The sequence below is a fragment of the Streptomyces sp. PL-29 genome, from assembly GCF_058344425.1.
Genome location: NZ_CP136996.1, coordinates 5,983,597 through 6,009,544, shown reverse-complemented (window position 1 = coordinate 6,009,544; position 25,948 = coordinate 5,983,597). Strand labels below are relative to the sequence as shown.

Annotated in this window: 22 protein-coding genes and 1 pseudogene; 5 read left to right on the top strand and 18 right to left on the bottom strand. The window is 72.5% G+C overall.

Annotation, left to right across the window (positions count from 1 at the left end; all coding sequences use genetic code 11):
* Positions 1-57: 57 nt before the first annotated feature.
* The 11 genes and pseudogenes from R4Z63_RS27530 to R4Z63_RS27480 form a co-directional block, all read right to left on the bottom strand.
* On the bottom strand, positions 58-1,242 hold the full coding sequence (locus R4Z63_RS27530; protein WP_384447537.1) for a polyprenyl synthetase family protein: 1,185 nt from the start codon (positions 1,240-1,242) through the stop codon (positions 58-60).
* Positions 1,239-2,618: a hydroxysqualene dehydroxylase HpnE gene (hpnE, locus tag R4Z63_RS27525; protein ID WP_384447534.1), complete on the bottom strand. Its 1,380-nt coding sequence runs from the start codon at positions 2,616-2,618 to the stop codon at positions 1,239-1,241. The genes R4Z63_RS27530 and hpnE overlap by 4 nt, the downstream gene beginning before the upstream one ends.
* A gap of 217 nt (positions 2,619-2,835) precedes the next feature.
* Positions 2,836-3,817 (bottom strand): annotated as a pseudogene (hpnD, locus tag R4Z63_RS27520) (presqualene diphosphate synthase HpnD).
* Entirely contained in the window at positions 3,814-4,698 is an 885-nt protein-coding gene (gene hpnC / locus R4Z63_RS27515; RefSeq protein ID WP_384447529.1) for a squalene synthase HpnC, read from the bottom strand. The pseudogene hpnD and the gene hpnC overlap by 4 nt, the downstream one beginning before the upstream one ends.
* 431 nt (positions 4,699-5,129) lie before the next feature.
* On the bottom strand, positions 5,130-5,912 hold the full coding sequence (locus R4Z63_RS27510; RefSeq protein WP_384447526.1) for an ABC transporter ATP-binding protein: 783 nt from the start codon (positions 5,910-5,912) through the stop codon (positions 5,130-5,132).
* The gene (locus R4Z63_RS27505) at positions 5,905-6,834 is read right to left on the bottom strand and encodes an ABC transporter permease (protein WP_384447523.1); all 930 of its coding nucleotides are present in this window, start codon (positions 6,832-6,834) and stop codon (positions 5,905-5,907) included. The genes R4Z63_RS27510 and R4Z63_RS27505 overlap by 8 nt, the downstream gene beginning before the upstream one ends.
* A gap of 94 nt (positions 6,835-6,928) precedes the next feature.
* Entirely contained in the window at positions 6,929-7,810 is an 882-nt protein-coding gene (locus R4Z63_RS27500) for a glycosyltransferase family 2 protein (protein ID WP_384447681.1), read from the bottom strand.
* A gap of 8 nt (positions 7,811-7,818) precedes the next feature.
* Positions 7,819-8,598 (bottom strand): CDP-alcohol phosphatidyltransferase family protein, encoded by a 780-nt coding sequence (locus tag R4Z63_RS27495; RefSeq protein ID WP_078555802.1) that lies wholly within the window; start codon positions 8,596-8,598, stop codon positions 7,819-7,821.
* Positions 8,576-9,637, bottom strand: coding sequence for an iron-containing alcohol dehydrogenase family protein (locus R4Z63_RS27490; RefSeq protein ID WP_037916034.1), 1,062 nt, complete (start codon positions 9,635-9,637; stop codon positions 8,576-8,578). Before R4Z63_RS27490 ends, R4Z63_RS27495 begins: the two co-directional genes overlap by 23 nt.
* Positions 9,625-10,377 (bottom strand): phosphocholine cytidylyltransferase family protein, encoded by a 753-nt coding sequence (locus R4Z63_RS27485; RefSeq protein WP_037916031.1) that lies wholly within the window; start codon positions 10,375-10,377, stop codon positions 9,625-9,627. The genes R4Z63_RS27490 and R4Z63_RS27485 overlap by 13 nt, the downstream gene beginning before the upstream one ends.
* Positions 10,374-12,008 (bottom strand): DUF5941 domain-containing protein, encoded by a 1,635-nt coding sequence (locus R4Z63_RS27480; RefSeq protein ID WP_384447519.1) that lies wholly within the window; start codon positions 12,006-12,008, stop codon positions 10,374-10,376. Before R4Z63_RS27480 ends, R4Z63_RS27485 begins: the two co-directional genes overlap by 4 nt.
* A gap of 539 nt (positions 12,009-12,547) precedes the next feature.
* Here R4Z63_RS27480 and R4Z63_RS27475 point away from each other — a divergent pair.
* Both R4Z63_RS27475 and idi read left to right on the top strand, forming a co-directional pair.
* A complete protein-coding gene (locus tag R4Z63_RS27475) occupies positions 12,548-13,861 on the top strand; it encodes a GNAT family N-acetyltransferase (protein ID WP_384447516.1) in 1,314 nt (437 codons plus the stop codon).
* Between the two features lie 182 nt (positions 13,862-14,043).
* Entirely contained in the window at positions 14,044-14,643 is a 600-nt protein-coding gene (idi, locus tag R4Z63_RS27470; protein WP_384447513.1) for an isopentenyl-diphosphate Delta-isomerase, read from the top strand.
* Positions 14,644-14,679: 36 nt separating this feature from the next.
* Here idi and R4Z63_RS27465 read toward each other — a convergent pair whose 3' ends face one another.
* Positions 14,680-15,174 (bottom strand): ATP-binding protein, encoded by a 495-nt coding sequence (locus R4Z63_RS27465; protein ID WP_384447678.1) that lies wholly within the window; start codon positions 15,172-15,174, stop codon positions 14,680-14,682.
* A gap of 130 nt (positions 15,175-15,304) precedes the next feature.
* Positions 15,305-15,991 carry an HdeD family acid-resistance protein gene (locus tag R4Z63_RS27460; RefSeq protein WP_384447511.1) on the bottom strand — a complete coding sequence of 229 codons (687 nt, stop codon included), beginning with the start codon at positions 15,989-15,991 and terminating at the stop codon, positions 15,305-15,307.
* A 146-nt stretch (positions 15,992-16,137) separates the two neighbouring features.
* On the opposite strand from R4Z63_RS27460, the gene R4Z63_RS27455 reads away from it, so the two are divergent.
* Both R4Z63_RS27455 and R4Z63_RS27450 read left to right on the top strand, forming a co-directional pair.
* Positions 16,138-16,890, top strand: coding sequence for an enoyl-CoA hydratase/isomerase family protein (locus tag R4Z63_RS27455; RefSeq protein ID WP_384447508.1), 753 nt, complete (start codon positions 16,138-16,140; stop codon positions 16,888-16,890).
* A 142-nt stretch (positions 16,891-17,032) separates the two neighbouring features.
* Positions 17,033-18,670, top strand: a complete 1,638-nt coding sequence (locus R4Z63_RS27450; protein ID WP_037916013.1) for an ABC-F family ATP-binding cassette domain-containing protein — start codon at positions 17,033-17,035, stop codon at positions 18,668-18,670.
* Positions 18,671-18,716: 46 nt separating this feature from the next.
* On the opposite strand, the gene R4Z63_RS27445 is transcribed toward R4Z63_RS27450, so the two are convergent.
* Complete coding sequence (locus R4Z63_RS27445; protein WP_384447504.1) at positions 18,717-20,021, bottom strand: cutinase family protein; 1,305 nt, start codon at positions 20,019-20,021, stop codon at positions 18,717-18,719.
* Positions 20,022-20,126: 105 nt separating this feature from the next.
* Here R4Z63_RS27445 and R4Z63_RS27440 point away from each other — a divergent pair, with 105 nt between their 5' ends.
* Positions 20,127-20,567 carry a hypothetical protein gene (locus R4Z63_RS27440; RefSeq protein WP_037916007.1) on the top strand — a complete coding sequence of 147 codons (441 nt, stop codon included), beginning with the start codon at positions 20,127-20,129 and terminating at the stop codon, positions 20,565-20,567.
* A 147-nt stretch (positions 20,568-20,714) separates the two neighbouring features.
* Here the strand turns inward: R4Z63_RS27440 and R4Z63_RS27435 are convergent, their stop codons facing one another.
* From R4Z63_RS27435 to R4Z63_RS27420, 4 genes are all read right to left on the bottom strand, one after another.
* Positions 20,715-21,494 carry an SDR family NAD(P)-dependent oxidoreductase gene (locus tag R4Z63_RS27435; RefSeq protein WP_384447501.1) on the bottom strand — a complete coding sequence of 260 codons (780 nt, stop codon included), beginning with the start codon at positions 21,492-21,494 and terminating at the stop codon, positions 20,715-20,717.
* A complete protein-coding gene (locus R4Z63_RS27430; RefSeq protein ID WP_384447498.1) occupies positions 21,491-22,678 on the bottom strand; it encodes an MAB_1171c family putative transporter in 1,188 nt (395 codons plus the stop codon). Before R4Z63_RS27430 ends, R4Z63_RS27435 begins: the two co-directional genes overlap by 4 nt.
* On the bottom strand, positions 22,668-23,168 hold the full coding sequence (locus R4Z63_RS27425; RefSeq protein WP_037916001.1) for an ImmA/IrrE family metallo-endopeptidase: 501 nt from the start codon (positions 23,166-23,168) through the stop codon (positions 22,668-22,670). Before R4Z63_RS27425 ends, R4Z63_RS27430 begins: the two co-directional genes overlap by 11 nt.
* Positions 23,169-23,493: 325 nt before the next feature.
* Complete coding sequence (locus tag R4Z63_RS27420; protein WP_384447495.1) at positions 23,494-25,917, bottom strand: Tex family protein; 2,424 nt, start codon at positions 25,915-25,917, stop codon at positions 23,494-23,496.
* Between the last annotated feature and the right edge of the window lie 31 nt (positions 25,918-25,948).

Sequence of the window (25,948 nt, the reverse complement as noted above, 5' to 3'; positions counted from 1 at the left end):
GTTCAGATGGCGGCGCCGGCCGGCGACTCGCGATTCATATCCGCTGCCGGGTGGCGGTCACCTCTTGCGTACGACGACGAAGTCGGCGAGGTCCACGAGCTGTTCGCGGACCCGCTGGGGCATGTCGATGTCGTCCAGGGCGCGGATCGCCACGGCGTGCTGGCGGCGTGCCTCGTCCGCGGTCCACCGGCGGCCGCCGGCCTCCTCGATGAGTCTCGCGCGGGCCGCGAACTCCTCCTCCGAGAAGTTCTCGAAGTCGCTGCTCTTGGCGTCGGCGGCGAGCAGCTCGGCGAGTTGCTCGGAGGCCGGGCCGCCGGCGGCGAGGGCGGCGACCACCGGGAGGGACTTCTTGCGCTGGCGCAGGTCGCTCCAGGTCTGCTTGCCGGTGGACTCCGGGTCGCCCCAGATGCCGAGCAGGTCGTCGACGGCCTGGAAGGCGAGGCCGAGGTGGTAGCCGTACTCCTCCAGCTTGTCGGCCGTTCGGTCGTCGGCTCCGCCGAGCACGGCGCCGATGGAGACCGCGCAGGCGAGCAGGGCGCCCGTCTTGTTGCCCTCCATCTCCAGGCACTCCTCGACGCTGACGCGCTCGCGGTGCTCGTAGGAGATGTCCTGGGCCTGGCCGTCGATGAGCTTGCGGCTGGCGGTGGTCAGGCGGCGAGTGGCGCGGCCGGCCTCGACGGTGCCGAGTTCCAGCAGGACCTCGTTGGCGAGGGCGAAGAGGGCGTCGCCGACCAGGATCGCCTGGGCCGGTCCGTGCACCTTCCAGACGGTGTCGCGGTGGCGGCGCTGCTCGTCGCCGTCCATCAGGTCGTCGTGGAGCAGCGAGAAGTTGTGCACGAGCTCGACGGCGACGGCGCCGGGGATGCCGATCTCGGGGGCGGCGCCGGCGGCCTCGGCGGAGAGCAGGGCGAGGGCGGGACGGACGGCCTTGCCGCCGTCGCCGTCGGCCGGGTGGCCCTGGGCGTCGATCCAGCCGAAGTGGTAGGCGGCGACGGTGTCCATGGGCGCGGCGAGCCGGTCCACGGCCGCGCGGAGCGCGGGCGTCGACATCGTCCGGCCGCGTTCCAGGAGGGCGACGGTGTCGGCCTTCTCCACGCCCCTTCCGGCTGCGCCCACACTGGCATCCGTGTTCTCGACAGCCGGATTCCCCGGGTTCACTGGCTCTCCTCTTGTTCCTGTACGTGCTGTGCTCGTGGTGCTGGTGACGGCGCTGGTGCCGGTCGTCGTGGTGGTGGTCGTCATGCCGCCTCCTGCAGAGGGTGTTCGCGGTGGCGGCCGAGCCCGGCGAGTGCGGCCTGCGCCGCGCTCAGTCCGCTCCGCACGGCGCCCTCCATGGTCGCGGGCCAACCCGTGGCAGTCCACGCACCGGCCAGGTAGAGCCCCGGCGTGTCGGTCCGGGTCCCGGGGCGCAGCCGGCCGACGCCCGGGGTTGGCGCGAAGGTGGCCGTCCGCTCCCGGGTGACGAAGAAGTCCCGTACCTTGGCGCCGCGCGCGGCGGGGAGCAGTCGTTCCAACTCGGGAAGGTACTTGGCGCGCAGCACCGAGACGGGCTCGTCGATGTCGTCCTGGGCGGCGGACTGCGACAGCGCCAGGTACTGGCCGCCGTCGGTCAGTCCGGAGGAGTCGGTGCGGTCGAAGACCCACTGCACCGGGGAGCCGAGGGCGGCGAAGAAGGGCTGCCGGAGCACCTTGCGGTCGTAGACGACGTGGACGTTCAGGATCGGTGCGGTGCCGATGTCGAGGAGCCTGCCGGGGTCGTCGAGGGCGCCGGCGGGCAGCAGTCCGTGCGCCTCGCGCTGCGGTACGGCGAGGACGACGGTGCCCGCCGCCAGGGACTCCTGCTCGGTGTCGACCCGCCAGGCCCCGTCCGGCGTACGGGTCACGGCCGTGACGCGGGTGCGCAGTTCGGTGCGGACCCCGGCGGCGTCGAGCTGTTTGCGGGCGAGGGTGTCGTGGAGGTCGCCGAGCGGTACGCGGGCCCAGCCGATGTCGGCCGCGCCCTTCTCGGAGAGCAGTCCGGTCTTGAAGACCATGGCGGCCAGGCCCAGGGAGGAGTGCTCGGCGGTGGCGTTGAGGGTCGCGATGCCGACGAGGTCCCAGAGGGCCTCGATGGTGCGGGCGGACTGCCCGTGGCGGCCGAGCCAGGTGGCGAAGTCCAGGCCGTCCAGCGCCGGGTCGGCCGGGTCGAGGCGGCGCAGGGCGAGGGCGGCGCGGCCGACACTGGCGCGCTCCGCGAGGGACAGGTGCGGGTAGCGGGCCAGCGCCCCGGCGAGGTGCAGGGGCACGGGCAGGCCGCCGCGGCGCAGCCGTCCCAGGCGCGGCCCGCCGGGGTGGGCGACGTCGAGGACGGGTACGTCGAGCCGGTCCTGGAGCGGGGCGAGCGCGGAGCCCTCGACGCGGTCGAGGAACCACCGGTAGGCGGTGCAGCAGCGCAGGTAGACGTGCTGGCCGTTGTCGACGTCGAGGTCGCCGCGCTTGAAGGAGAAGGCGAGCCCGCCGAGCCGGGGGCGGCCTTCGAGCAGGGTGACGCGGAGTCCGGCGTCGGCGAGTTCGAGGGCGGCGGTGACCCCGGCGAGGCCGCCGCCGACGACGACGGCGTGCTGGTCGGTACCGGTCATGCGTCCTCCCCCGTGGTGCGGCCGCCCTCCGGGCGGACGGGCAGGCCGCGGTCCGCAGGCAGGGACGCACCCGCCGTCGGCCCGGTTGCTCCGCCCGGCGCGCGGCCGGGACGGCACGCCGTGCCCGTACGCCGGGCGCCGCCGGCGCGCGCCGGGCGGATGCTCCGGAACGTCCCCGGGGCGGCGGCCGTGAGAGGCGGGAGTGCCTTCTTCCGGGTCACGTCCGCCTCCGGACGGCCTGGCGGGAGACGGTGCGCGCGTCGAGGCCGGACAGGCCGCGCACGGCCACGTACGCCTTCTCGTGCGGCGGCAGCGAGACCCGGCCGCGCAGGACCGCCTCCGGCTCCCGCTCGATGCGGTCGAGGAGGCGCCGGTAGATACCGGCCATGGCGGCCACGCAGGCGCCGCTGCGCCGGTCGAGCATCGGCAGCAGCCGGTAGCCCTCGGCGAACAGGGAGCGGGCACGCCGGACTTCGTGGTGGACCAGCCCGGCGAAGTCCGCGCCCGCGGACAGCCGGTCGGCCCGGAAGCCCTCCGAGCAGCCGAACTTGGCGAGGTCCTCGGCGGGCAGGTAGGTGCGTCCGTTGCCGGCGTCCTCGCGAACGTCGCGCAGGATGTTGGTGAGTTGCAGGGCGAGGCCGAGCGTGTCGGCGTACTCGGCGGCGCGCGCGGCGCCGGGGGTGTCCGGGCCCGCTGCGCCCACGGTGCCGAAGACGCCGAGGGAGAGCCGTCCGATGGCGCCGGCCACGCAGCGGCAGTAGATCTTGAGGTCGTCCCAGGTCTCGTAGGTCTCGCCGCGGACGTCCATCAGCACGCCGTCGATGAGCTCGTCGAGGCCGCCGAGCGGGATCGGGAAGCGGCGGGCGGCGTGCGCCAGCGCAACGGCGACCGGATCGGTGTCGTCTTCGTCGACCTCACCGGCCCGGATCCGCCCGAGGACGGCACGGGTCTCCTCCAGGCGCGCGAACTTCGCCTCGACGGGCAGCGTGCCGTCGCCGATGTCGTCGACCCCGCCGGGAGAAGGCATAGAGCGCGGACATCGCATGGCGCTTGTCGGTGGGCAGCAGCCGGATCCCGTACGCGAAATTGCGCGCCTGTGAACCGGTGACGGCCTCGCAGTAGCTGTAGGCCGCCGAGACCTGTGCGGAGACCGCGGTCGGTGCGGAAGCGTGTGTGGGGCCCTCCACGGTCGGGCTCACCCCTTTCTCGGCGCTGTGCGCAGGACGGCGGCAACCTCGCGGAGCAGGCCGCTCTTGGTCGGTTTGGGCGGGCCGGGGAGTACGTCGAAGCCTGCGGCGGTGACGGCTCGCAGGGCGGCACGCCCCCCTCCCACGAAGCCCGCGAGCAGCAGTCGGAGCCTGCCGTGCACGCTACCCACGAGCGGTACGCCTTCATTCAGCAACGCGCGTGCGCGTTCGGATTCGAAGGCGATCAGGGCGCGCACGGAGGCGCCGGCGGACGGTGCCGCCAGGTCGGCCTCGGACACGTGGAAGCGCCGCATGTCCTCGGCCGGCAGGTAGATCCGGTTCCGGCCCAGGTCCTCGGCGACGTCCTGGACGTGCTCGACGATCTGGAGGGCGGTGCAGACGGAGTCGGAGAGGCGGATCCGTTCGGGGGTGCTGGTGCCGGTGAGGGACAGCACGAGGCGGCCGACCGGTTGGGCGGACAGCTCGCAGTACGCGGCGAGGTCCGCGTAGGTCTCGTAGCGGGTGACCCGCTGGTCCTGGCGGTTGGCCTCGATGAGCGCGAGGAAGGGCTCGGGGGTCAGGCCGTGGGAGCGCACCACGGGTTGCAGCGCGAGCAGCAGGGGGTGGCGCGGGGGCCCGTCGGCGGATCCGAACACGCGCAGCAGGTCGGCCTCGAAGGCGTCCAGCATGGCGGGCGGGTCGTCCACCGCCGCGGGGTCCAGGCCGAGGAGCACGGCGTCGCGTCCGCCGGGGGCGAGGTCGCCGTCGCCGATGTCGTCGACGAGGCGGGCGTATCCGTAGACGGCCATCAGCCCGTCGCGCCAGGCCCGGGGCAGGAAGGCGGGGGCGACGGGAAAGTTCTCCGCCGCCGCCTTGTCGAGGGTGGCGCTCACGTGGACCGGGTTAGACGGGGGTCGGATGCCGTGTCCCGGGTTCACCGTCGGCCGCCCGGGGCGGGGACGGCTGCCGTCCCTGGGGGCCGGAGAATTCCCGTAGCCAATGCCGTCACATCTCCCGTTCTACACTGCCGACCCATTACATCCTATTTCGGACACGCCGCCGGAGTTTTCCCGGGGCCGTCCCAGGGCCGTTCACCTGCGGGGAATCGTCCCCTCTTGCCGCGATTCAAGACCGCCCCAGCTTACGCTGTAGAACCCCGTGGAGGCCGCCCGGGTATTCGCCGGGCCGGCGAATGTCGTCGCGCAATACGGGAACGCGGGGGCGGCGTAATCCGCGCACATGGTCAAGGCCCCCGGCGCGCTGAGCGGCGGGGGCCTTCGGTGAAGCGGGCAAGCGCCTCGCAGGACGCCGCGCGACCCGGGGATCAGCCGTTGGTGGCCTTCTCGTAGGCCGAGACGACTTCCTCCGTCGGCCCGTCCATCAGGAGCTCACCCTTCTCCAGCCACAGCACCCGGTCGCAGGTGTCCCGGATGGACTTGTTGTTGTGACTGACGAGGAAGACCGTGCCGGCCTTCTCCCGGAGCTCCTTGATCCGATTCTCCGAACGCACCTGGAAGGCGCGGTCACCGGTGGCGAGGGCCTCGTCGATCATCAGGACGTCGTGATCCTTGGCCGCCGCGATGGAGAACCGCAGCCGCGCCGCCATACCGGAGGAGTACGTGCGCATCGGCAGGGAGACGAAATCCCCCTTCTCGTTGATGCCGGAGAAGTCGACGATGCTCTGGTAGCGCTCCTTGATCTGCTCACGGCTCATACCCATGGCGAGACCGCCGAGGACGATGTTGCGCTCACCGGTGAGGTCGTTCATCAGCGCGGCGTTCACGCCGAGCAGCGAGGGCTGGCCGTCGGTGTAGACCTTGCCCTCCTCGCAGGGCAGCAGGCCGGCGATGGCGCGCAGCAGGGTGGACTTGCCGGAGCCGTTGGAGCCGATGAGGCCGATGGCCTCGCCGCGGTAGGCGGTGAAGGAGACCCCGCGCACGGCGTGGACGCGGCGCACGCCCGGGGCGTCGCCCTTCCTCCGGCGGACTATCTTGCTGAGCGCGGCGGTGGCCGCGCCCCTGCCGCTGCTGCCGACGTTGACGCGGTAGACGATGTGAACGCCGTCCGCGATCACTGTGGGGACGCGTCCCCTGGTGTTGTCATCCACGGCCGTAACGCTCCTCAGACTTCCAGAAGTACACGAAGCCGCCGAGGCCGATCACCGCGGCCCAGCCCACGGCGAAGAGCCACACGTGCGGAGGCAGGTTGCTCGCGCCGTAGCCGTCGATCAGGGCGAACCGGATCAGGTCCATGTAGATCGCGACGGGGTTCAGCAGCAGCACGTCGCTGATCCACTGCGGCTGCTCCTTGAGGTAGATCCCGATCGGGAACATGACGCCCGACGCATACATCCAGGTACGCATCACGAACGGCATCAGCTGCGCCAGGTCGGGGGTCTTCGAGCCCATCCGCGCGAAGATCATGGCGAGGCCGGTGTTGAAGACGAACTGGAGCGCCAGCGTCGGGATCACCAGCAGCCAGGACAGCCGCGGGTAGTTGCCGAACGAGACCGCGATCACGAAGACGACGATCATCGAGTACAGCAGCTGCTGGAGCTGCTGGAGCGAGAACGACACCGGCAGGGAGGCGCGCGGGAAGTGCAGCGCGCGCACCAGCCCGAGGTTCCCCGAGATCGCCCGGACGCCCGCCATCACCGAACTCTGCGTGAAGGTGAAGACGAAGATGCCCATCACCAGGAAGGGGACGTAGACGTCCTTGGGCATCTCCCGGCCCGCGCCGATGATCAGGCCGAAGATCAGCCAGTAGACGAGCGCGTTCAGCAGGGGGGTCACCACCTGCCACACCTGACCTAGCTTCGCCTGGCTGTACTGCGCGACCAGCTTGGCCCGGGAGAAGGCCATGATGAAGTGGCGCCGGCCCCAGAGCTGCCGCACGTACTCGCCCAGGCCGGGCCGGGCGCCGCTGACCGACAGGCCGTACTTCCTGGCGAGCTCCGCGGCGCTGAGCCCCGCGTCTGCGGACGGCGGCCTGCTCGTGGCGAGGGCGCCGTCGTGGGTTGTGTCACTCACAAGTTGAAACTTTCGTCTTCAAGATGCGGCCAGGTGGGCATCAGGCTGGTGGCTCGAAGCCCGTTTTCGCGCCATGTTCGCAGACGCGGGCTGGTCAGATGACGGGAGGTCGGCCCAGACGGGTCAACCGCCAGACCGTACGCCATCTCATCGGGCGGCGGGGCCCGCAGGGAGTGGTCCATCCCTCGCGGAACCCGCCGAACCAGGCCTTGAGCGCCGGGCCCGACGGCTTCCGCAGGAGCGTCAGCATCAGCCAGACGCCCAGGTAGACCGGTACCAGCGGGGCGGGCAGGTTGCGGCGGGCGAGCCACACCCGGTTACGGGCCACCATACGGTGGTAGACCGCGTGCCGGGAGGGGGCGGTGGTCGGATGGAGCAGGACCATGTCCGCGCGGTAGTCGATCAGCCACCCCGCGTCGAGCGCGCGCCAGGCCAGGTCGGTCTCCTCGTGAGCGTAGAAGAACTCCCCCGGCAGGACTCCGGCCTGCTGGAACACCGTGGTGCGGACGGCGTTGGCACCGCCCAGGAAGGTGGTCACGCGTGAGGACCGCATCGGGTCCGAGGCGCGCAGCCGCGGCACGTGGCGGCGCTGCGTCCGCCCGGTGTCCGGGTCGGCGATCCGGAAGCTGATGATCCCGAGCTCGGGGTCCTCGGCGAAGGCCTGGCGGCACAGCTCGGCGGTGTCGGTGCGCTCCAGCAGCCCGTCGTCGTCGAGGAAGAGCAGGGCGTCCACCTCGCGGCCGCCGGGCCCGAAGGCCTCGATGCCGACGTTGCGGCCGCCCGGGATGCCGAGGTTCTCGGGCAGGTCGACGCAGCGGACGCCCGGCGGCAGGTCCGCCACCTCGGACACCCGTACTCCCTGGCCCACGACCACGACCTCGACCGGGTCGCCGTCCTGGCGGGCCACCGAGTCCAGGAGGGCCTTGAGCTCGTCGGGCCGGTTGCCCATGGTGATGATCACGGCGCCCAGCCGCATCGGGGCGGTCACTTCAGCCTGCTGGAAGCGAGGATCGACACCAGGTGCAGCACGGTCTGGAGCATCGCGATGCCCGCGAGGACGGCGACGCCGACGCGCGACCAGTAGAGATCGCCGCGCATCTGGTCCAGGACGGCCAGGAACAGGATGAGCAGCGAGGCCTCGATGCCGAGGATCAGGCGGTGGAACTTGAGCGCGGCCGCCGCGCGGCGCGCGAGGGCCATGCCCTTGGCGCGCGGCTCGGCCGCCGCGTCCTTGACCACGGGCTTCCCCGCCTGGTGGCGGGCGACTCCGACCAGGTCCGTCTCTGCCTTGATCAGGATGGCGCCGAGCGCGGCGAGCGTGCCGAGGAAGGCCCACAGCCAGTCGGCGCCTCCGGTGCCCCCCAGGTCGGCGGCGCGCAGGCCGAAGCCGACCAGGACCGCCGCGTCGCACAGGTAGGCGCCGACCCGGTCCAGGTAGACCCCGGAGAGCGAGTACTGCTTCTTCCAGCGGGCGACCTCGCCGTCGACGCAGTCGAGCAGCAGGTAGAGCTGGACCGCGACCACGCCGAGGACGGCGCCCCAGACGCCCGGCACCAGCAGCGCCGGCAGGGCGAGGACGCCGGCGAGGGTCATCAGGTAGGTCAGCTGGTTGGGGGTGACCTTGGTGGTGACCAGGACGCGGGTGATGCGCAGGGAGATCTCGCGCATGTAGAGGCGCCCGCCCCAGTGCTCGCCGCTGACCCGGTCCTTCACGCCCGCGGGGTGGACGACGGGCCTCAGTTCAGCTACGGATGGTCTTGGCATAGTCGGCGTATGCGTCCCTGATCTCGGCGGCGGACAGGTTGAGGTGCTCCAGGACGGTGAAGCGTCCCGGGCGGGTCTGGGGGGCGTACTCGACGGCCGCGACGAACTCCTCGACGCTGAAGCCGATCTCCTCGGGGGCGACCGGCAGGCCGTGCCGGCGCAGCACCTCGACGAAGTGGCCGGAGGCGTCCGCGGCCCCGCGCAGGTGCATCGCGAAGGCCGCTCCGATGCCGACCTGCTCTCCGTGCAGCGCGGAGCGCCCCGGGTAGAGCAGGTCGAAGGCGTGGCTGATCTCGTGGCAGGCCCCGGAGGAGGGGCGGGAGTCCCCGCTGATCGACATGGCGATGCCGGAGAGCACGAGCGCCTCGGAGAGCACGGTGAGGAACTCGTCGTCACCGCAGCCGCCCGGGTGGCGCAGCACGGACTCGCCCGCGGTACGGGCCATGGCCGCGGCCAGGCCGTCGACGGGCTCGCCGGTGGTCCGGTGCGAGAGCTCCCAGTCGGCGATCGCCGAGATGTTGGAGATCGCGTCGCCGATGCCGGCGCGGATGAACCGCACCGGGGCTTCCTTGATGACGTCGAGGTCGATCACCATGGCGATCGGCGTGGGGACGCCGTAGGAGCCGCGGCCGTTGTCGTTGTCCAGGATGGACACCGGCGAGCAGATCCCGTCGTGCGAGAGGTTGGTGGCGACGGCCACCATGGGCAGCCCGACCCGCGCCGCGGCGTACTTGGCCACGTCGATGATCTTGCCGCCGCCCAGGCCCACGACGGCGTCGTAGCGGCGGCCCTTTATGTCGTCGGCCAGCTTGACCGCGGAGTCGATGGTGCCGTCGACGACGGCGTACCAGTCGGCGTGCGGGAGCACGGGCTCCAGCTTGGCGCGCAGCGCCACGCCGGAGCCCCCGCTGATGGCGATGGCGAGCTTGCCGGAGGCGGAGATCCGCTGGTCGGCGAGGAGGCCGGCCAGGTCGTCCATCGCCCCGCGGCTGATGTCGACGACGACGGGCGAGGGGATGAGCCTCGTCAGTACTGGCATGCGATCGTCCGGCCCTTGGCGAGGTCGTCGTGGTTGTCGATCTCGACCCACTTGACGTCGCCGATGGGGGCCACGTCGACCACGAAGCCGTCGTTGACGAGCTGCTGGTAGCCGTCCTCGTAGTAGAGGTCCGGGTCGCGCTCGAAGGTGGTCTTCAGCGCCTCGGCCAGGGCCTCGGCCGCCTCGGGCTCGATGAGGGTGACGCCGATGTACTCGCCGGTGGCGTCGGCGGGGTCCATCAGCTTGGTGATCTTCCGTACGCCCTCGCCGTCGGCGGTGACGACCTTCATCTCCTCGTCGGCCAGGTCCTTGACCGTGTCGAGGGCGAGGATGATCTTCTGGCCGTTGCCGCGGGCGGCGAGGAGGGTCTCCTCGACGGAGACCGGGTGGACGGTGTCGCCGTTGGCGAGGATCACACCGCGCCGCAGGACCTCACGCGCGCACCACAGGGAGTAGGCGTTGTTCCACTCCTCGGCCTTGTCGTTGTCGATCAGCGTGATCTTCAGGCCGTACGTGGCCTCCAGCGCGGCCTGGCGCGCGTAGACGGCCTCCTTGCGGTAGCCGACGACGATCGCGACCTCGGTGAGACCGACCGCGGCGAAGTTGCCGAGGGTCAGGTCGAGGACCGTCAGGCTCTCCTCGTCGCCCTCGGGGCCGACGGGCACGAGGGCCTTGGGCAGGGTGTCGGTGTAGGGGCGCAGGCGGCGTCCCGCACCGGCAGCGAGGACAAGGCCGATCATGCTGGTTCTCCTTCGTCATGTACGGCGGGTGCCCCGGAGGAGACCCAGAAGCGGATGCTCTCCACGAGCACCACGAGTGCCACGAACACGGCCAGGACCGTGAGCGCGACGGGGAAGTCCGATGCGCGGTCCACGAGGACGGCGGCGAGGACCGTGGTCAGCAGGACCCGTCCCTCGTGGCCGCCGATCGTCCGCACCAGCCAGTGCGGGGGCGCGCCGGTGCCGCCGCGAATGCGGTACACCGTGTCGTAGTGATGGTAGGCGACCGCCGCGATCAGGCCGAATGCCGCCGGAAGCGCGCCGGGGACGTCCGCCTTGGCGGCAAGAGCGAGGACCGTCACGTACTCGGCCGCCCGGAACAGCGGCGGGATCAGCCAGTCGAGTGCGCCCCGCAGCGGGGCGGCGACGGCGAGGCCCGCGGTCATGACGTAGATCACGGCGACGGCGATGAGCCTCGGGTCCCCGAAGGGGAGGTACAGGGCGGCTGCGGCCATCAGCACGGTGCCGAGGGCGGCGACGTACACGGACCCGAAGGAGCCGGCCCGCCCGCGCAGCAGCCTGGCCTGGAACTCCGCGAGCGGGCCCGAGTCGGCGAGGTCGGCGAGCGCCTGGGCGGCGCGGTCGGTGCGCCGGGCCCTGCGGGTCAGGGACCGCAGGACGCGGCCGGCGGTGGTGTACAGCGCGCCGAACGCGCAGCCGGCGATCAGGGCGTAGAAGACGATCCGGGGGGTGGTCAGGGCGGTCAGGACCGCGATCATCGCCCAGCGCTCGCCGATCGGCAGGATGATCATCCGCCGGACCCACACCGTCCAGCCGACGCTGTCGAGCCGGTCCGACAGGGCGGCGGTCGGGCTCGTGTTGGCGGTGGCGTCGTGGTTGGCCTCGTTGAAGGAGAAGTCCACGACGTGCCGGCAGGTCATCAGGATCATGGCGCCGAGGGCGAGGCCCCAGACGTCGTCGCCGTTGCGGGCGGCACCGAGCGCGAGGCCGGCGTAGAAGGAGTACTCCTTGGCCCGGTCGAAGGTCGCGTCGAGCCAGGCTCCCATCGTCGAGTACTGCAGGGAATAGCGGGCGAGCTGCCCGTCGGTGCAGTCCAGGACGAAGGACACGATGAGGAGCACACCGGCCGCGACGTAGCCCCAGCGCTCGCCCGTGGCCGCGCAGCCGGCCGCGATCAGTGCGGTGACCAGCGAGGCGGTGGTGACCTGGTTCGGGGTCAGACCGCGGCGCGCGCACCATCGGGCGAGGTAGCGCGAGTAGGGGCTGATACAGAAGGTGGTGAAGAACCCGTCGCGGGACTTCACGGCCGAACGCAGCCGGACGGCCTCCTCGTCCACGGCGGCGACCGCGGCGGCAGCCGCCGCTCGCTCGTCCGCGCCGGCGGGGACGGTGGCGACCAGGCTGCCGAGTTCGGGGCGCTGGACGGTGGTCCCGGCGGCCTCGATGGCGGCGGCGAGCCGGTCGGCGTAGGAGGCGGCCCCGTGGGCGCCCTCGGACGCCACCGCCTTGTCGAGGGCTTCGCGGGCACCCGCCTGGACGGAGAGGGCACCGGTGACGGCACAGGCGTCGAAGCGCGGGTCGGTCAGCGCCAGCCGCAGGGAGTGGACGTGGCCGACGAAGGCGCTGTCCACGACGGCCACCCGCTGGTCGGCGGGTACGCCGGCCAGTGCGGCTGCGGCGTCCTGGGGACCGGCGGCCGGGCGGACCTCGAAGCCGAGTGAGCGGAGCTCGTCCGCGAGCGGCGATCCGGGGACCGGCAGGCCGGTGAGGATGACGGTCGGCAGACGAACTCACTCCTTGTGACGGATTCCGAACGCGCGCACCCGTGGGGCGGCACGTCGGCAGAGGCTATCGGATGAAGGGAACCAGGGATTCATCGCCCGTTTACGCCCTGACAAGCCGAATATCCGGGGTCGGGCCGCGTCGTGATCATCATCGGTGATCACGATGCGGTACCACAAACGGCCCGGATGTTACGGTGGACACGCCCCTGCAGGTGTCGAGCGGAAACGAGGTGGGTTGATGACCGTCGCGAGGGTCGCGGCCGAGCGCTGCGAGCTCCGGTGCATCTCCCCCTTCCTCCGGGCGACCGGCCGGGCCTGATCCATCGTTCCCCGTATCGAGCCGGGAACGTCCAGATCGGCCGGAGCCCCTGTTCCCAGGGTTCACGTTGACCGACGACCTCAGTGACGTCAGCATCACCGACGCCGCCTCCTTCGAGGCTTTCCTCACCCTCCACCACGGCCTCCCCCGGCAGGCTCCGGGCTCCGACGCGAGCACCCGCGCCCTGCTGTCCCTGTGCGGGCCGCTGCCCGAGCGTCCACGCGTCCTCGACCTGGGCTGCGGTCCGGGCCGCAGCGCGCTGCTGCTCGCCGCCGAGGCGGGCGGGCCCGGCCCGGACGCCGCCGAGGTGACCGCCGTGGACCTGCACGGCCCCTTCCTCGACGAGCTCCGCGCGGCCGCGGCGGACCGCGGCCTCACCGACCGGATCCGCACCGTCGAGGCGGACATGGGCGCGCTGCCCGCCGAAGAGGCCGGGGACGGCTCCTTCGACCTCGTCTGGGCGGAGGGCTCCGCCTACATCCTGGGCTTCGACACCGCGCTCGCGCGGTGGAAGCGGCTCCTCGCCCCGGGCGGCACGCTCGTGCTGACCGAGTGCGAGTGGACGGCAGCGGAGCCGTCCGCCGGGGCCCGCGCCTTCTGGGACCCCCAGTACCCGCTGCGCTCCACCGCCGGAAACGTCGCGGCCGCGCAGGCCGCCGGCTACCGGGTCCTGGGCGTGCACCCGCTGCCCGAATCCGACTGGGAGGAGTACTACGGCCCACTCGCCGAGCGGGTCCGCGACCGGTCCGGGGACGGCTCCCCTGCCCTGGCGCGGGCGCTGGCCGCCACCCGCGAGGAGCTCGGCGTACGGGCCCGGCACGGGCACGAGTACGGCTACACGGGCTACGTCCTGCGTCCGGTGGAGGCCGGCGCGGACGGGGCCTGGCCGGCCCGTCCGGAGACCGCTGCGGACACCGCCGCCGTGCGGGCGGTCCACCTGGCGGCCTTCGAGACCCCGCTGGAGGCGGATCTCGTGGACGCGCTGCGTGCGGACCCCTCCTGGCCGGCCGCACTGTCGTACGTGGTCGAGGCCCCGGACGGCTCGGTGGCGGCGCACGCCCTGCTCACCCGGTGCGAGGTCGGCGGCGCCCCGGCGCTGGCGCTCGCCCCGGTGGCGGTCGCTCCGGCGCACCAGCGCTCGGGGGCGGGCAGCGCGGTGGTGAGGGCCCTGCTCGCGGCGGCGCGGGAGCGGGGTGAGTCGCTGGTGCTGGTGCTGGGGCACCCGGCCTACTACCCGCGCTTCGGATTCACCGCGGCGTCACGATTCGGGATCCGGGCCCCCTTCGAGGTCCCCGACGAGGCGCTGATGGCGTTGGTGCTGGACGGTTCCGGACCGGTGCCGGCGGGGACGATCGCGTATCCGGCCCCGTTCGGAGTCTGACGGGCGGGAGGGCCGCGCAGGGGCATCCGCCCCCGCACAGGGGCCGTCCCGCGGACCGCGACCGGGTCCGCGGGACGGGCCGTAGCACGCGGCGGGGGGCGTGCATACACGGATGTCCGAAGTGGGGACAAGCCTCTTTTGTACGGCAGACTGAAGGCCGAAGTCCGAAGCGAAGGATGGGTATGCCGACCACACCAGCCACCGCCGCGAACAGCGCGTCCAACGGCACCGGTACTCAAGAACCGATCATGCTCGAACTGGTCGACGAGTCCGGGAACACCATCGGCACGGCGGAGAAGCTCTCCGCCCACCAGGCACCGGGGCAGCTGCACCGGGCGTTCTCCGTGTTCCTGTTCGACGAGCGGGGCCGTCTGCTGCTCCAGCAGCGGGCCCTCGGGAAGTACCACTCGCCGGGCGTCTGGTCGAACACCTGTTGCGGCCACCCGTACCCCGGGGAGTCTCCGTTCGCGGCGGCGGCCCGGCGGACCCACGAGGAGCTGGGGCTGTCGCCCTCGCTGCTCGCGGAGGCGGGAACGGTGCGCTACAACCACCCGGACCCCGCGTCGGGCCTCGTGGAGCAGGAGTTCAATCACCTGTTCGTGGGACTTGCGCAGGCTGCCGTGCGGCCGGACCCGGAGGAGGTCGAGGACACCGCCTTCGTCACCGCCGAGGAGTTGGCGAAGCGGCACGCCGAGGTGCCGTTCTCGGCCTGGTTCATGACCGTGCTGGACGCGGCGCGGCCCGCGATCCGCGAGCTGACCGGCGACACGGCGGGCTGGTAGCCCGTAGGCGTCCTCGCCACTCCCGCCGTCCGCCGCTCAGCGGGCGGTCGGCGGGGTGGCGATCGGGAGGGCCGCCCAGACGACCTTGCCGCCGGTGGAGGTGTGTTCGACGTCGCAGACCCCGCCGTACTCCAGGGTGATCTCCCGGACGAGCAGGAGGCCGCGGCCTCCGGTCTGGCCGAAATCGGCCTCCAGCGCCTTGGGGCGGTAGGGGTGACTGTCCTCGACGGCGACCCGTACCCACTCGCGGCCGATCGCGACCTCGACCGCGACCTCGGGCGAGAGCAGGGCGGCGTGCCGCACCGAGTTCGTCACCAGTTCGGAGACGATCAGGAGCAGGGAGTACACGAGGTCCTGCGCGGCCGGCACCCCCTGGCGCCCGAGCAGGTCCCGCACGGCCCGGCGGGCCTGCGGAACGGATTCTTCAACCGCGGGAGCGGTGAACCTCCACACACCCTCGTAGGCGAGGGGGTCGGCCGGGGCCTCCGGTACCCCTTCCCCGGCTCGTGGGCCGCTCCCGCTGGCGTCCATCTCCCGGCCCCCGTCTTCGCGCTCGATCGTCTCCACGCGACAAGAGTGGTGAAGGGGTGGATCCGGCCCGGACCGCTGACCAGAAGTCAGCGTCAATAGGACACTTTCCGACCACTGACGAGTGACTGCGTCAGTTGTTGGTCTGTTCCTGATCTTCTGCCGGACGCTTCTCGGCCGCCTCACGCGCCCCCTGCCCGGCGGCGGGGCCCGCGCCCGGCTCGTCTTCCCTGACCAACCCCAGGATGCGGCGCGCCCCCATCCCCATCGCGATGAGGCTCAGGCCGTCGAACAACAGGGCGAGCGAGAAGAAGGTTCCGATCACGTAGAGGCTGTTGCCTGGCCAGTTCGAGAGGATCAGGAAGCCCAGCAGCACGCCGAAGGCGCCCTGGACCAGCGCGAGCCCGAAGTTGGCACCGCGCACCACCAAGGCGCCGACCAGCCGGAACAGTCCCCCGGTGAGGAAGAGCAGGGCCGCGAACATGGTCAGTGCCTCGGCGCTCGCCTCGGGGCGGCGCAGGATCACGAAGCCGGCCGCGATGTTGATCGCGGCGACGATGACGGCGAGCCAGAAGTAGCTGCTTCCCCGCGACTGCACCGCCTGCACCAGCCCGACCACGCCGCCGATGAGCAGCAGCCAGCCGAAGAGGAACATCGAGGTGAGCGTGGCGAGGCCGGTGTAGATCAGTCCGACCAGTCCGGCCAGTACGAGGAACACCCCGAGCACGGCCATCAGCCCGAAGCTGCGGCTGACCTTCTTCTTCTCCCGCCGCGGTTCCCCGCCTCCGGCCGCGGTGTCCTGCGCACGGTCTGCACCCATGGACGTGCCACCTCCTCACACCCCCTGGTGGGGTCCGGGAAGACCCCGTCGCAGCGGACCCCGCCCGTCGGTCCGCCGGACCGACGAGACGCCCCCCGAGGACTTCCCTGATCATAGGTTTCACCGCCCGGGATAGCATCCGGCGCATGGATGAAGCCCGGGACGCAACCCTCCTGCACACGGTCTGCGACGGGGTCGCCACCGTCGTCGTCTCGCACCCCGCCAAGCGCAACGCCATGACCGCCGCGATGTGGCGGAGGCTCCCCGGGCTGCTGGACGGCCTGGCCTGCGACCCGGCCGTCCGGGTGCTCGTCCTGACCGGAGCCGGGCCGACGTTCTGCGCGGGCGCCGACATCTCCTCCCTCACCGGGGACGAGGACCCGCGGGCCCTCGCGGTGGCTGCGGAGGAGGCCCTGGCGGCCTTCCCCAAGCCGACCCTGGCGGCGATCCGGGGCTTCTGCGTGGGCGGCGGCAGCCAGCTGGCGGCCGCCTGCGACCTGCGTTTCGCCGAGGAGGGGGCGTCCTTCGGGGTGACCCCGGCGAAGCTGGGCATCGTCTACCCGGCGTCCTCCACCCGCAGGCTCGCCTCCCTGGTCGGCCCGGCCTGGGCCAAGTACCTCCTGTTCTCCGCGGAGCTGATGGGGGCGGAAGAGGCGCTGCGCGCCGGGTTCCTCAACGAGCTGCTGCCGGCCGGCGGGCTCGACCAGCGCGTGGCCGCGTTCACGAAGGTCCTGGCCTCCCGCTCGCAGCTGACGCAGGCGGCCGCCAAGGAATTCACGGACGGCCGCACCGACCGGGAGGCGTACTGGGAGGAGCAGGCGGCCGGGAGCGACGACACTGCCGAGGGCGTCGCCGCGTTCCTGGAACGCCGGGCGCCCCGCTTCACATGGGCCCCGTGACGACGCCCCCGTGAGGACGCCGCACGGCGACGATCCCGTGGCCGCGTGGTGGGCAGACCCCCTCGGGTGGGCGCCATGCAGGGCGTCCCGCCTGTCCGGCCGCGCCGGGGGCCGGCCGGCACGCCGATAGGATCGGCCCATCATGACTGCAACCCTCGTCGCCAAGAAGCTCACCGCCGCGCACGGTGAGCGCACGCTGTTCGCCGATCTCGACCTCGTCGTCGCGCCCGGCGACGTCATCGGCCTCGTCGGCGTGAACGGCGCCGGGAAGTCGACCCTGCTGCGCCTGCTCGCCGGGCTGGACACCCCCGAGACCGGGGACCTGCGGCTCTCACCGCCCACCGCCGCCGTCGGCCACCTCCCGCAGGAACCGGAGCGCCGGCCCGACGAGTCGGTACGGGAGTTCCTGGCCCGGCGGACCGGCGTGGCCGCCGCCCAGGCGGAGCTCGACACGGCGACGCAGGGCCTGGTGGACGGCACGCCGGGCGCGGACGACGCGTACGCGGCCGCGCTCGACCGGTGGCTCGACCTCGGCGGCGCCGACCTCGACGAGCGCGCCGAGGAGGTCGCCGACGACCTCGGCCTGACCATCGGCCTCGACCTGCCGATGACGGCGCTGTCCGGCGGGCAGGCGGCCCGGGCCGGCCTGGCCTCGCTCCTCCTCTCCCGCTACGACGTCTTCCTGCTCGACGAGCCCACCAACGACCTGGACCTGGACGGTCTGGAGCGGCTGGAGCGGTTCGTCAAGGGGCTGCGCGCCGGGACCGTCGTGATCAGCCACGACCGCGAGTTCCTGACGCGGACCGTCACCAAGGTGCTCGAACTCGACCTGGCGCAGCAGCAGATCAACCTCTACGGCGGCGGCTACGACTCCTACCTGGAGGAGCGCGCGCGGGCTCGCAGCCACGCCCGAGAGGAGTTCGAGGAGTACGCCGACAAGAAGGCCGCCCTGGAGGGCCGGGCCCAGATGCAGCGCAACTGGATGGACAAGGGCGTGCGCAACGCCCGCCGCAAGTCCACCGACAACGACAAGATCGGCAAGGCCCTGCGCGGCGAGTCCAGCGAGAAGCAGGCAGCCAAGGCCCGCCAGACGCAGCGCGCGATCGAACGCCTGGAGGTCGTCGAGGAGCCCCGCAAGGAATGGGAGCTGCGCATGGAGATCGCGGCGGCGCCCCGCTCGGGCTCCGTGGTGGCCACCCTGCGCGAGGCGGCTCTCAAGCGCGGGGACTTCTCCTTCGGTCCGGCCAGCCTGCAGATCGACTGGGCCGATCGGGTGGCGATCACCGGGGCCAACGGTGCCGGCAAGTCCACCCTCCTCGCGGTGCTCCTGGGCCGGCTGGCCCCCGACACCGGCTCGGCCGCCCTCGGCTCCGGCGTCCTCGTCGGCGAGGTCGACCAGGCCCGCGGCCTGTTCCTCGGGGACGAACCCCTGCTGGAGGCGTTCTGCGCGGCCGTCCCGGACACCGAGCCCGCCGAAGTGCGCACCCTGCTGGCCAAGTTCGGGCTCAAGGCGGCACACGTCCTGCGCCCGGCGGCGACCCTCTCCCCCGGTGAGCGCACCCGTGCCGCGCTCGCTCTGCTCCAGGGCCGCGGAGTGAACCTGCTGGTCCTGGACGAGCCGACCAACCACCTCGACCTCCCGGCGATCGAGCAGCTGGAGTCTGCCCTGGAGTCGTACGAGGGCACGCTCCTGCTGGTCACGCACGACCGCCGGATGCTCGACGCGGTCCGGGTGACCCGCCGCCTGGAGGTCTCCGGCGGCAGGGTCACCGAGCTGTAGGGCCGGAGCCGTGCGGGGCGGGGGCGGCAAGGCCGCCGGCCGCCGTTCACCGGCCGGTGCGGACCGTGTCGCCCAGCCGGTAGAAGCAGCCCTGGTGGCCGGAGAGCGGGGTGGCGAGGGCGGCGAGCTTCTTGGCCTTGCCGACCGGCCCCTCCCCCGTCACCCGGAACGAGGCCTCGGCGACGACGTCCAGAGGCGTCACCCCCTCGCCGCCGCTGAGCCACTTCTGGTGCTTGAGGTCGACGCCGCCCTCCCGTGCGGTCCCCGCCAGCTGTGCCTGACCCAGGCGCTTGCGCCGAGGCCGGCCGGTGTCCTCGTAGGTGAGTACTGCGGTGAGGCGGTCGACCCGTTCGGTACCGCTGAGGTCCGTGCCCTCCGGGGTGATGTCGAGGGTCAGGTACATCATCAGCCCGGGCTCGGAGTAGCCCACCTCGCCGCTCCATGCGCATCCGGCGGTGCCCTCGTACCGGCCGGCGAACTGACCGCTGTTGATGTCGATGTGCGGCAAGGCGAAGGGCACGGTCCGGCGCCTGAGGTACCGGGCGGCCGCCTCGTACATCTCCTCGAAGGGGTAGAGGGCGTGTGCCGACTGCCGGCCCACCGCGCTGAGCAGGATGTCCTTGGCCTGGCTGGCCGCGAGGGCGCCCAGCTCCCGGCCGCCGCCGCAGAACAGGTCCCGACCGTCGCAGTACGACTCGGTGTTGTCCACGAGGTCCGCCGGGACCTGTTGTTCCGGCCCGCCGAAGACGCCCTGGGCGCCCTTCTGGCGACTGCCGGCCGCGATCTCCGAGTCCCGGAAGGTGGGATCCCCGAACAGGGCGACGTAGAGCACCCGTTGCCTGGCCGCGTCGGTCAACCGGAAGAGCGCTTCGCGCATGACGTGGGCTCCCTGCGAGTAGCCGCCGAGGATGAACCACTGCCGGGCGCGCCCCTTCGTCCCCGCTTCGAGCCCGTCGCAGTGCGCTGAGCGGTCGTTCAACAGACGGGCCGCCGCCTCCGATCCGGCGGCCCGACTGTCGTGGTAGGAGCCGGACGTGGCCTGGTTGCGGTACGCCTCCCAGTTGCCGGTGTGGCCGCCGCGCGCCGGGTACTCCACCGAGATGAACCCGATCTTCGCCTCGTGGCGGATCACCTCGTCGATCGCGTCGAAGAAGCGCCGGGTCTCGGGCTGCCCCGACACGTCCTGGGGTTGACTCGATCCACGGGCGAACACCACGATGTACTCCTCCGAGCAGTCCTGGGTGAGCGTGCCGTAGCGCCGGGAGGGGCCCTGTCCGACGGTTTCACGGGAACACCCCGTCAGCGCGAGCCCGATCAGGACCAGGAGCACCAGACACCTTCTGCGGATCACGACTCCACCACTCCCCCCGAGGTCCGTGGCCGTGCTCGTCCTCGTACTACCGAGCGTAGCGAAGGCGTTGACGGAGAGACAGACCTGGCGCACACCGTGCGCGGCATGGCCGCCGAGGAGATCTCCGCGCTGGAGGAGCTGGCGGCGAAGACCGCGCGGGGCCAGCGGAGCTGGGCGGTGTGGTGGCGCTTCGTCGAAACATGGGCGGGGCTGACCGTGGCGGTCCTCTCGGCGCTGGCCGGAGTCAGCGTCCTGGCCTCGCAGCAGCACCAGGGCCCGGCGGCCGTGCTCGCCCTCGCCTCCTCCGCGCTGGGAGCCGTACTGGGCTTCAGCCGCCCCGCCGACCAGGCCCGCAAGGCCGAGACGCTGGCCCTGCTCTGCGAGGGCTTCGCGCGCAGGGCCCGGCAGGCACGCACGCTGACCCTGCCCGACCTCGACGCCGAGGACTCCCGACGGCTGCTGTCCGCCCTGACCGAGCGCTGGGAGACCATCCGCTGGGACGACCTCCAGGACCAGCTCGACCGGCACGGCCCGCAGGGGCCGTGAGCCGGCTCCGGTCACCCGCCCGGGCTGCCGGCCGGCGCGCCCTCGCAGGAGCCCGCCGCGGGTTCGGTGCACCCATGCCGTCGGGCAGCTCGTGGCGTGCGCCGGAACCGGACCACAGGGTCCGGCAGGCCCGGTCCAGGCCGCCCGTCATGCGTCCGGACCGGCCGGGGGCCTGCGCCTGCGGGCCATCCTCCGGGCGACGAAGGCGCGCGGGAGGTGCCGGGCGGCCAGGGCGTAGGCCTGGTAGCGGCGGCCGGTGATGCTGACCGGGCGGCGCAGGGCGAGGTCCTTGAGCGCCTGCCCGACGACGGCCTCCGGTTCCAGCCAGACCGCGTCGCGCAGCGCGCTGACGTCCATTCCGGCGCGCTCCTGGAACTCGGTGCGGGTGAAGCCGGGGACGACGGCCAGCACACGGACGTTGTGGGGTTCCATGTCCACCCGGAGGGACTCGCTGAACGCGGTGACCCAGGCCTTGGCGGCCCCGTAGGTGCCGGTGGGCAGCAGTCCGGCCACCGAGGAGACGTTGACGACGGCTCCGCGGCGGCGCTCGCGCAGACCGGGCAGCGCGGCGTGGGTGAGCCGGAGCGGGACCCTGACGAGGAGGTCGAGCATGCGCTCCTCGTCCTCGACCGGGCTGTACGGGAAGGGGGCGGGAAGCCCGAAGCCGGCGTTGTTGACCAGGATGTCCACGGGCCGGGTGTGGTCGGCGAGCCGCTCGGCGACCGCTGCAAGGCCCGTCTCGTCCAGCAGGTCGGCGGGCAGCACCTCGGAGGCGGTGCCGTACTCGCGGGCCAGCGCGCCGGCGACACCGTCGAGCCGGTCCGTGTCGCGGGCGACGAGGATCAGGTCGCAGCCCTTGGCGGCAAATCCCCGGGCGAAGGCGGCACCCAGTCCGGCGCTGGCTCCGGTGATCAGTACGGTGGTCACGGTGCGTTCACTTCCTCGGTGGTGGCCGGCGAGGTGTAGGCCTCGGCGACGTCGACGAGGAACCGGGCCTCGTCCGCCAGGTCCCCGCCTTCGTTCGAACTCTGGATGGCCGCGGGCAGTTCCAGCCCGGCCGCCTCGCCCGTCTGCCCGGGCAGCCCGGCGAGCCTGGCCCGCCGTGCGTCCTTCAGTACCCGGGCCAGCGCGGCCGCGGTACGCCGCTGCTCGGGGATCCCGTGGTCGGCGACATGGCCGCGGGCCTGCTCCAGGGCGCCCGGCCGGACATGCTCGCCCAGGATCAGGATGGCGTCGCGCGTCTCGATGACCTTGCGGTAGACCAGCAGGTTGCGCGGTACCGGCGGCCAGAGCAGCTCCACCACCCGGCCCGAGCGCGGCTTGTTGAGGGCGACGTGCGGGACCGCCTCGACCAGGTCGCGCCACAGCGGCCACAGCCGCCAGGCGGTGGTGGTGTCGGCGATGGCGCGGCGGAGGGTGAACACGGTGGGCACGAGGATCGCGGCGGCGCGCAGCAGGCCGTGCAGGTTCATCAGCAGCGGGAGGGCGGGCATCGCCCAGGTTCCGGCGGACAGGGCCTTGAGCAGGTAGGCCAGCCAGAACAGCCCGGCGAGCGCGGTGCCGAGGCCGAAGAGGCGCAGGCCGGCGGCCAGCCCCCGGCTTTCGGTGCGCCGGCTGTAGCGCCAGCACACGGACACGCAGACGGTGTTGGCGACCAGGTGGGCGGAGATCAGGACGAGCCAGTACGCGAGGGAGGGCACCGGGTCGCCGACCGGGGGCATGGTATGCGTGCCGTGGCCGGGTGCGGTGGCGTCCAGCGCCACCAGCAGGGCCAGCCAGGCTGCGGTGGCGGCGCAGGAGGCCAGCCGGAGGCGGCGACCGCGCGTGGCGGCGGCGACGAAGTAGAGGACGGCGCCCGCCGACAGCACCCCGATGAGGTTGCGGACGAGGCCGATGGTGTGGGCGTAGGAGGCGCCGCGGGTCATCGCGTAGGAGACGACCTCCGGCAGGTTCAGGGTCATCGCCGCGGCGGCGGTGGCGACGGCCAGCCACAGGCCGCGCTGCTGGGGCGAGCGCAGGGCGCCGGGGGCGCGCAGCAGGACGGCGAGCCACAGACAGACCACGCCCGGGACGGCGAGGCTGTTGCCGAAGGCGGTCAGATCAGCCGCCATCGGTGCCCCGCTCGTACCCCATGGCGGACTCCAGTCGGGCCAGGGCGCCCCGGCCCTGGCCCGCTGTGCGGGGGCCGGCGTTGGCGGTCCGGATGCGGATCATGCTCGCGAGCATCTCCGCCTCCTGCTCCTGGCGGGTGGTGTAGTTGGTGCGGCCGAGCACCACGGGGGCGCTGCCGTCGCTCTCCTCGCCCTCCAGCGAGTGGTGTCCAAAGAGGATGTGGCCGAGCTCGTGGAGGACGATGTGCTCCCGGTGCAGCGGGGTGGTCTGCGCCTCGTAGAAGACGTAGTCGACGCTGGCCGTGCCCACCCAGAGGCCGCAGACACCGGATTCCGCCGCCTCCTTGGGCAGGGGGTGGAGCCGGATGGGGCGGCCGCGCTGCTCCGCGATCCGGCGGCACAGGACGTCCAGGGAGAACGGGTGGGTCAGATCCAGATGGCCGAGAATGTTCTCGCACCTTTTGCGAATGCTGAGTTGCCGGTGGGGCATGTGATCCCTCTTCGGCGCCTGTCCGGGGCAGCGTCGGTAGGCGTGTGTGGGCATGGGCATGACGTCCTGTGCCTTCAAGGCGGCCTCGGGGAATGCAGTCCTGAGGGGGAGGAAACACGGAAGCCCGTCCGCCGGACGACGAACGGGCGTTCCACCATGCCTACAGATCTTGTACGGGAGTTGGCAAGGAAAGTCCCCAGGTGGGGAACCTATTCGGCCATCGCGTACGAAGGTCCTCACGCGCCGGGTGGCCGGGCAGCCGCCCCGGGGGGCGGACACGACCACGGGCGTACGGGGCCTCCCCCGCACGCCCTCGACGCTCCTGTCAGCGCTTGCGGCGCTCCTCGGGTCCGGTGAGGCCGGCCCGTCGCAGCGCGTCGGCCATCGCGCTGTTGGCGGGCGCGGGGGCTCCGCCGCCCTGGCGCCGGCCCTGGCCGCCGCTCTGGCCCCGCTCGCCCTGGCTCCTGCCTCCGCCCTGGCCGCCCGCTCCGCCGCGCTGCTGCGGGGGACGGCCGCCGCCGCGCCGCTCGTCGCGCTGGCGCGGGGCACCCGCGCCGCGCTCGGCACCGGCCTCGTCCTCCAGCCGGAGGGTCAGCGAGATCCGCTTGCGCGGGATGTCCACGTCCAGGACCTTGACGCGGACGATGTCGCCCGGCTTGACGACGTCCCGGGGGTCCTTGACGAAGTTCTTCGACAGCGCCGAGACGTGCGCCAGACCGTCCTGGTGGACACCGATGTCGATGAAGGCGCCGAAGGCGGCCACGTTGGTGACCACGCCCTCCAGGATCATCCCGGGGGCGAGGTCGCCGATCTTCTCGACGCCCTCCTTGAAGGTCGCCGTCCTGAAGGCCGGGCGCGGGTCGCGGCCCGGCTTCTCCAGCTCCCGCAGGATGTCGGTGACCGTGGGCAGACCGAAGGCCTCGGTGACGAACTGCTCGGGCCGCAGGGAGCGCAGGACCCCGGTGTTGCCGATCAGCGCGGCCACCTCGCCGCCCGACGTCTTCCCCATCGCCCGGACCACGGGATAGGCCTCGGGGTGCACGGCGGAGGCGTCCAGCGGGTCGTCCCCGCCGCGGATCCGCAGGAAGCCCGCGCACTGCTCGTACGCCTTGGGACCCAGCCGGGCCACGTCCTTGAGCCCCTTGCGGTTGCGGAAGGGGCCGTTGGCGTCGCGGTGGGCGACGATGTTCTCGGCGAGGGTCCCGCTGATGCCGGAGACCCGCGACAGCAGCGGCGCGGAGGCGGTGTTGACGTCCACGCCGACGCCGTTCACACAGTCCTCGACCACCGCGTCGAGGGATCGCGAGAGCTTCACCTCGGACAGGTCGTGCTGGTACTGGCCGACGCCGATGGACTTCGGGTCGATCTTGACCAGCTCGGCGAGCGGGTCCTGGAGGCGTCGGGCGATGGAGACCGCGCCGCGCAGCGACACGTCCATGCCGGGCAGTTCCTGCGAGGCGAAGGCGGAGGCCGAGTAGACGGAGGCACCCGCCTCCGAGACCATCACCTTGGTGAGACCCAGCTCCGGGTGGCGGGAGATCAGGTCCCCGGCCAGCTTGTCCGTCTCACGTGAGGCGGTGCCGTTGCCGATGGCGACCAGCTCGACCGCGTGCTCCTTCGCGAGGCGGGCCAGCTTGGCGAGGGACTCGTCCCACCGGTTGGCGGGCACGTGCGGGTGGATCACGTCGGTGGCCACGACCTTGCCGGTGGCATCGACGACGGCGACCTTCACACCGGTGCGGAAGCCCGGGTCGAGGCCGAGGGTGGCCCGGGTGCCGGCGGGCGCCGCGAGCAGCAGGTCGCGCAGGTTCGACGCGAAGACCCGTACCGCCTCGTCCTCCGCCGCCTGACGCAGCCGCATCCGCAGGTCGATGCCGAGGTGCACCTGGACCTTGGTGCGCCAGCACCAGCGGACGGTGTCGGCGAGCCACTTGTCGCCGGGCCGACCGCGGTCGGCGACGCCGAAGCGGCGCGCGATCATGCCCTCGTACGTGGAGGGGCCGGGGGTGTCGGCGTCCTCGGGGGCCTCGGGCTCCAGAGTGAGGTCGAGGACGTCCTCCTTCTCCCCGCGCAGCATGGCCAGGACCCGGTGCGAGGGCAGCGCGGTGAACGGCTCCGCGAAGTCGAAGTAGTCGGCGAACTTCGCGCCGGCCTCCTCCTTGCCCTCGCGGACCTTCGCGGCCAGCCGGCCGCGGCCCCACATGCGCTCGCGGAGCTCGCCGATCAGGTCGGCGTCCTCGGCGAACCGCTCGGTGAGGATGGCTCGGGCGCCCTCCAGGGCGGCCGCCGGGTCGGCGACGCCCCGGTCGGCGTCGACGAACGCGGCCGCGGCGGCGGCCGGGTCCACCGACGGATCGGCCAGCAGGCCGTCGGCGAGCGGCTCCAGGCCGGCCTCGCGGGCGATCTGCGCCTTGGTGCGGCGCTTGGGCTTGAACGGGAGGTAGATGTCCTCCAGGCGCGCCTTGGTGTCGGCCGCGTTGATCCGGGCCTCCAGTTCGGCGTCGAGCTTGCCCTGCTCCCGTACGGAGTCCAGGATCGCCGCGCGCCGGTCCTCCAGCTCGCGCAGATACCTCAGGCGCTCCTCAAGGGTGCGCAGCTGGGCGTCGTCGAGCATCTCGGTCGCTTCCTTGCGGTAGCGCGCGATGAACGGCACGGTGGAGCCGCCGTCGAGCAGCTCGACGGCGGCCTTGACCTGCCGCTCCCGTACGCCGAGCTCCTCGGCGATCCTGCCTTCGATGGACATCGTCACGATCGGGTCCCGCCTGCCTTCGTTTGCACTG

Excerpts from the sequence above, each read along its gene's own strand:
- R4Z63_RS27530 (WP_384447537.1), bottom strand. The coding sequence starts at position 1,242 with ATGACGACCACCACCACGACGACCGGCACCAGCGCCGTCACCAGCACC.
- hpnE (WP_384447534.1), bottom strand. The coding sequence starts at position 2,618 with ATGACCGGTACCGACCAGCACGCCGTCGTCGTCGGCGGCGGCCTCGCC.
- R4Z63_RS27500 (WP_384447681.1), bottom strand. The coding sequence starts at position 7,810 with ATGCGGCTGGGCGCCGTGATCATCACCATGGGCAACCGGCCCGACGAG.
- R4Z63_RS27495 (WP_078555802.1), bottom strand. The coding sequence starts at position 8,598 with ATGCCAAGACCATCCGTAGCTGAACTGAGGCCCGTCGTCCACCCCGCG.
- R4Z63_RS27490 (WP_037916034.1), bottom strand. The coding sequence starts at position 9,637 with ATGCCAGTACTGACGAGGCTCATCCCCTCGCCCGTCGTCGTCGACATC.
- R4Z63_RS27485 (WP_037916031.1), bottom strand. The coding sequence starts at position 10,377 with ATGATCGGCCTTGTCCTCGCTGCCGGTGCGGGACGCCGCCTGCGCCCC.
- idi (WP_384447513.1), top strand. The coding sequence starts at position 14,044 with ATGCCGACCACACCAGCCACCGCCGCGAACAGCGCGTCCAACGGCACC.
- R4Z63_RS27465 (WP_384447678.1), bottom strand. The coding sequence starts at position 15,174 with ATGGACGCCAGCGGGAGCGGCCCACGAGCCGGGGAAGGGGTACCGGAG.
- R4Z63_RS27460 (WP_384447511.1), bottom strand. The coding sequence starts at position 15,991 with ATGGGTGCAGACCGTGCGCAGGACACCGCGGCCGGAGGCGGGGAACCG.
- R4Z63_RS27455 (WP_384447508.1), top strand. The coding sequence starts at position 16,138 with ATGGATGAAGCCCGGGACGCAACCCTCCTGCACACGGTCTGCGACGGG.
- R4Z63_RS27450 (WP_037916013.1), top strand. The coding sequence starts at position 17,033 with ATGACTGCAACCCTCGTCGCCAAGAAGCTCACCGCCGCGCACGGTGAG.
- R4Z63_RS27440 (WP_037916007.1), top strand. The coding sequence starts at position 20,127 with ATGGCCGCCGAGGAGATCTCCGCGCTGGAGGAGCTGGCGGCGAAGACC.
- R4Z63_RS27430 (WP_384447498.1), bottom strand. The coding sequence starts at position 22,678 with ATGGCGGCTGATCTGACCGCCTTCGGCAACAGCCTCGCCGTCCCGGGC.
- R4Z63_RS27425 (WP_037916001.1), bottom strand. The coding sequence starts at position 23,168 with ATGCCCCACCGGCAACTCAGCATTCGCAAAAGGTGCGAGAACATTCTC.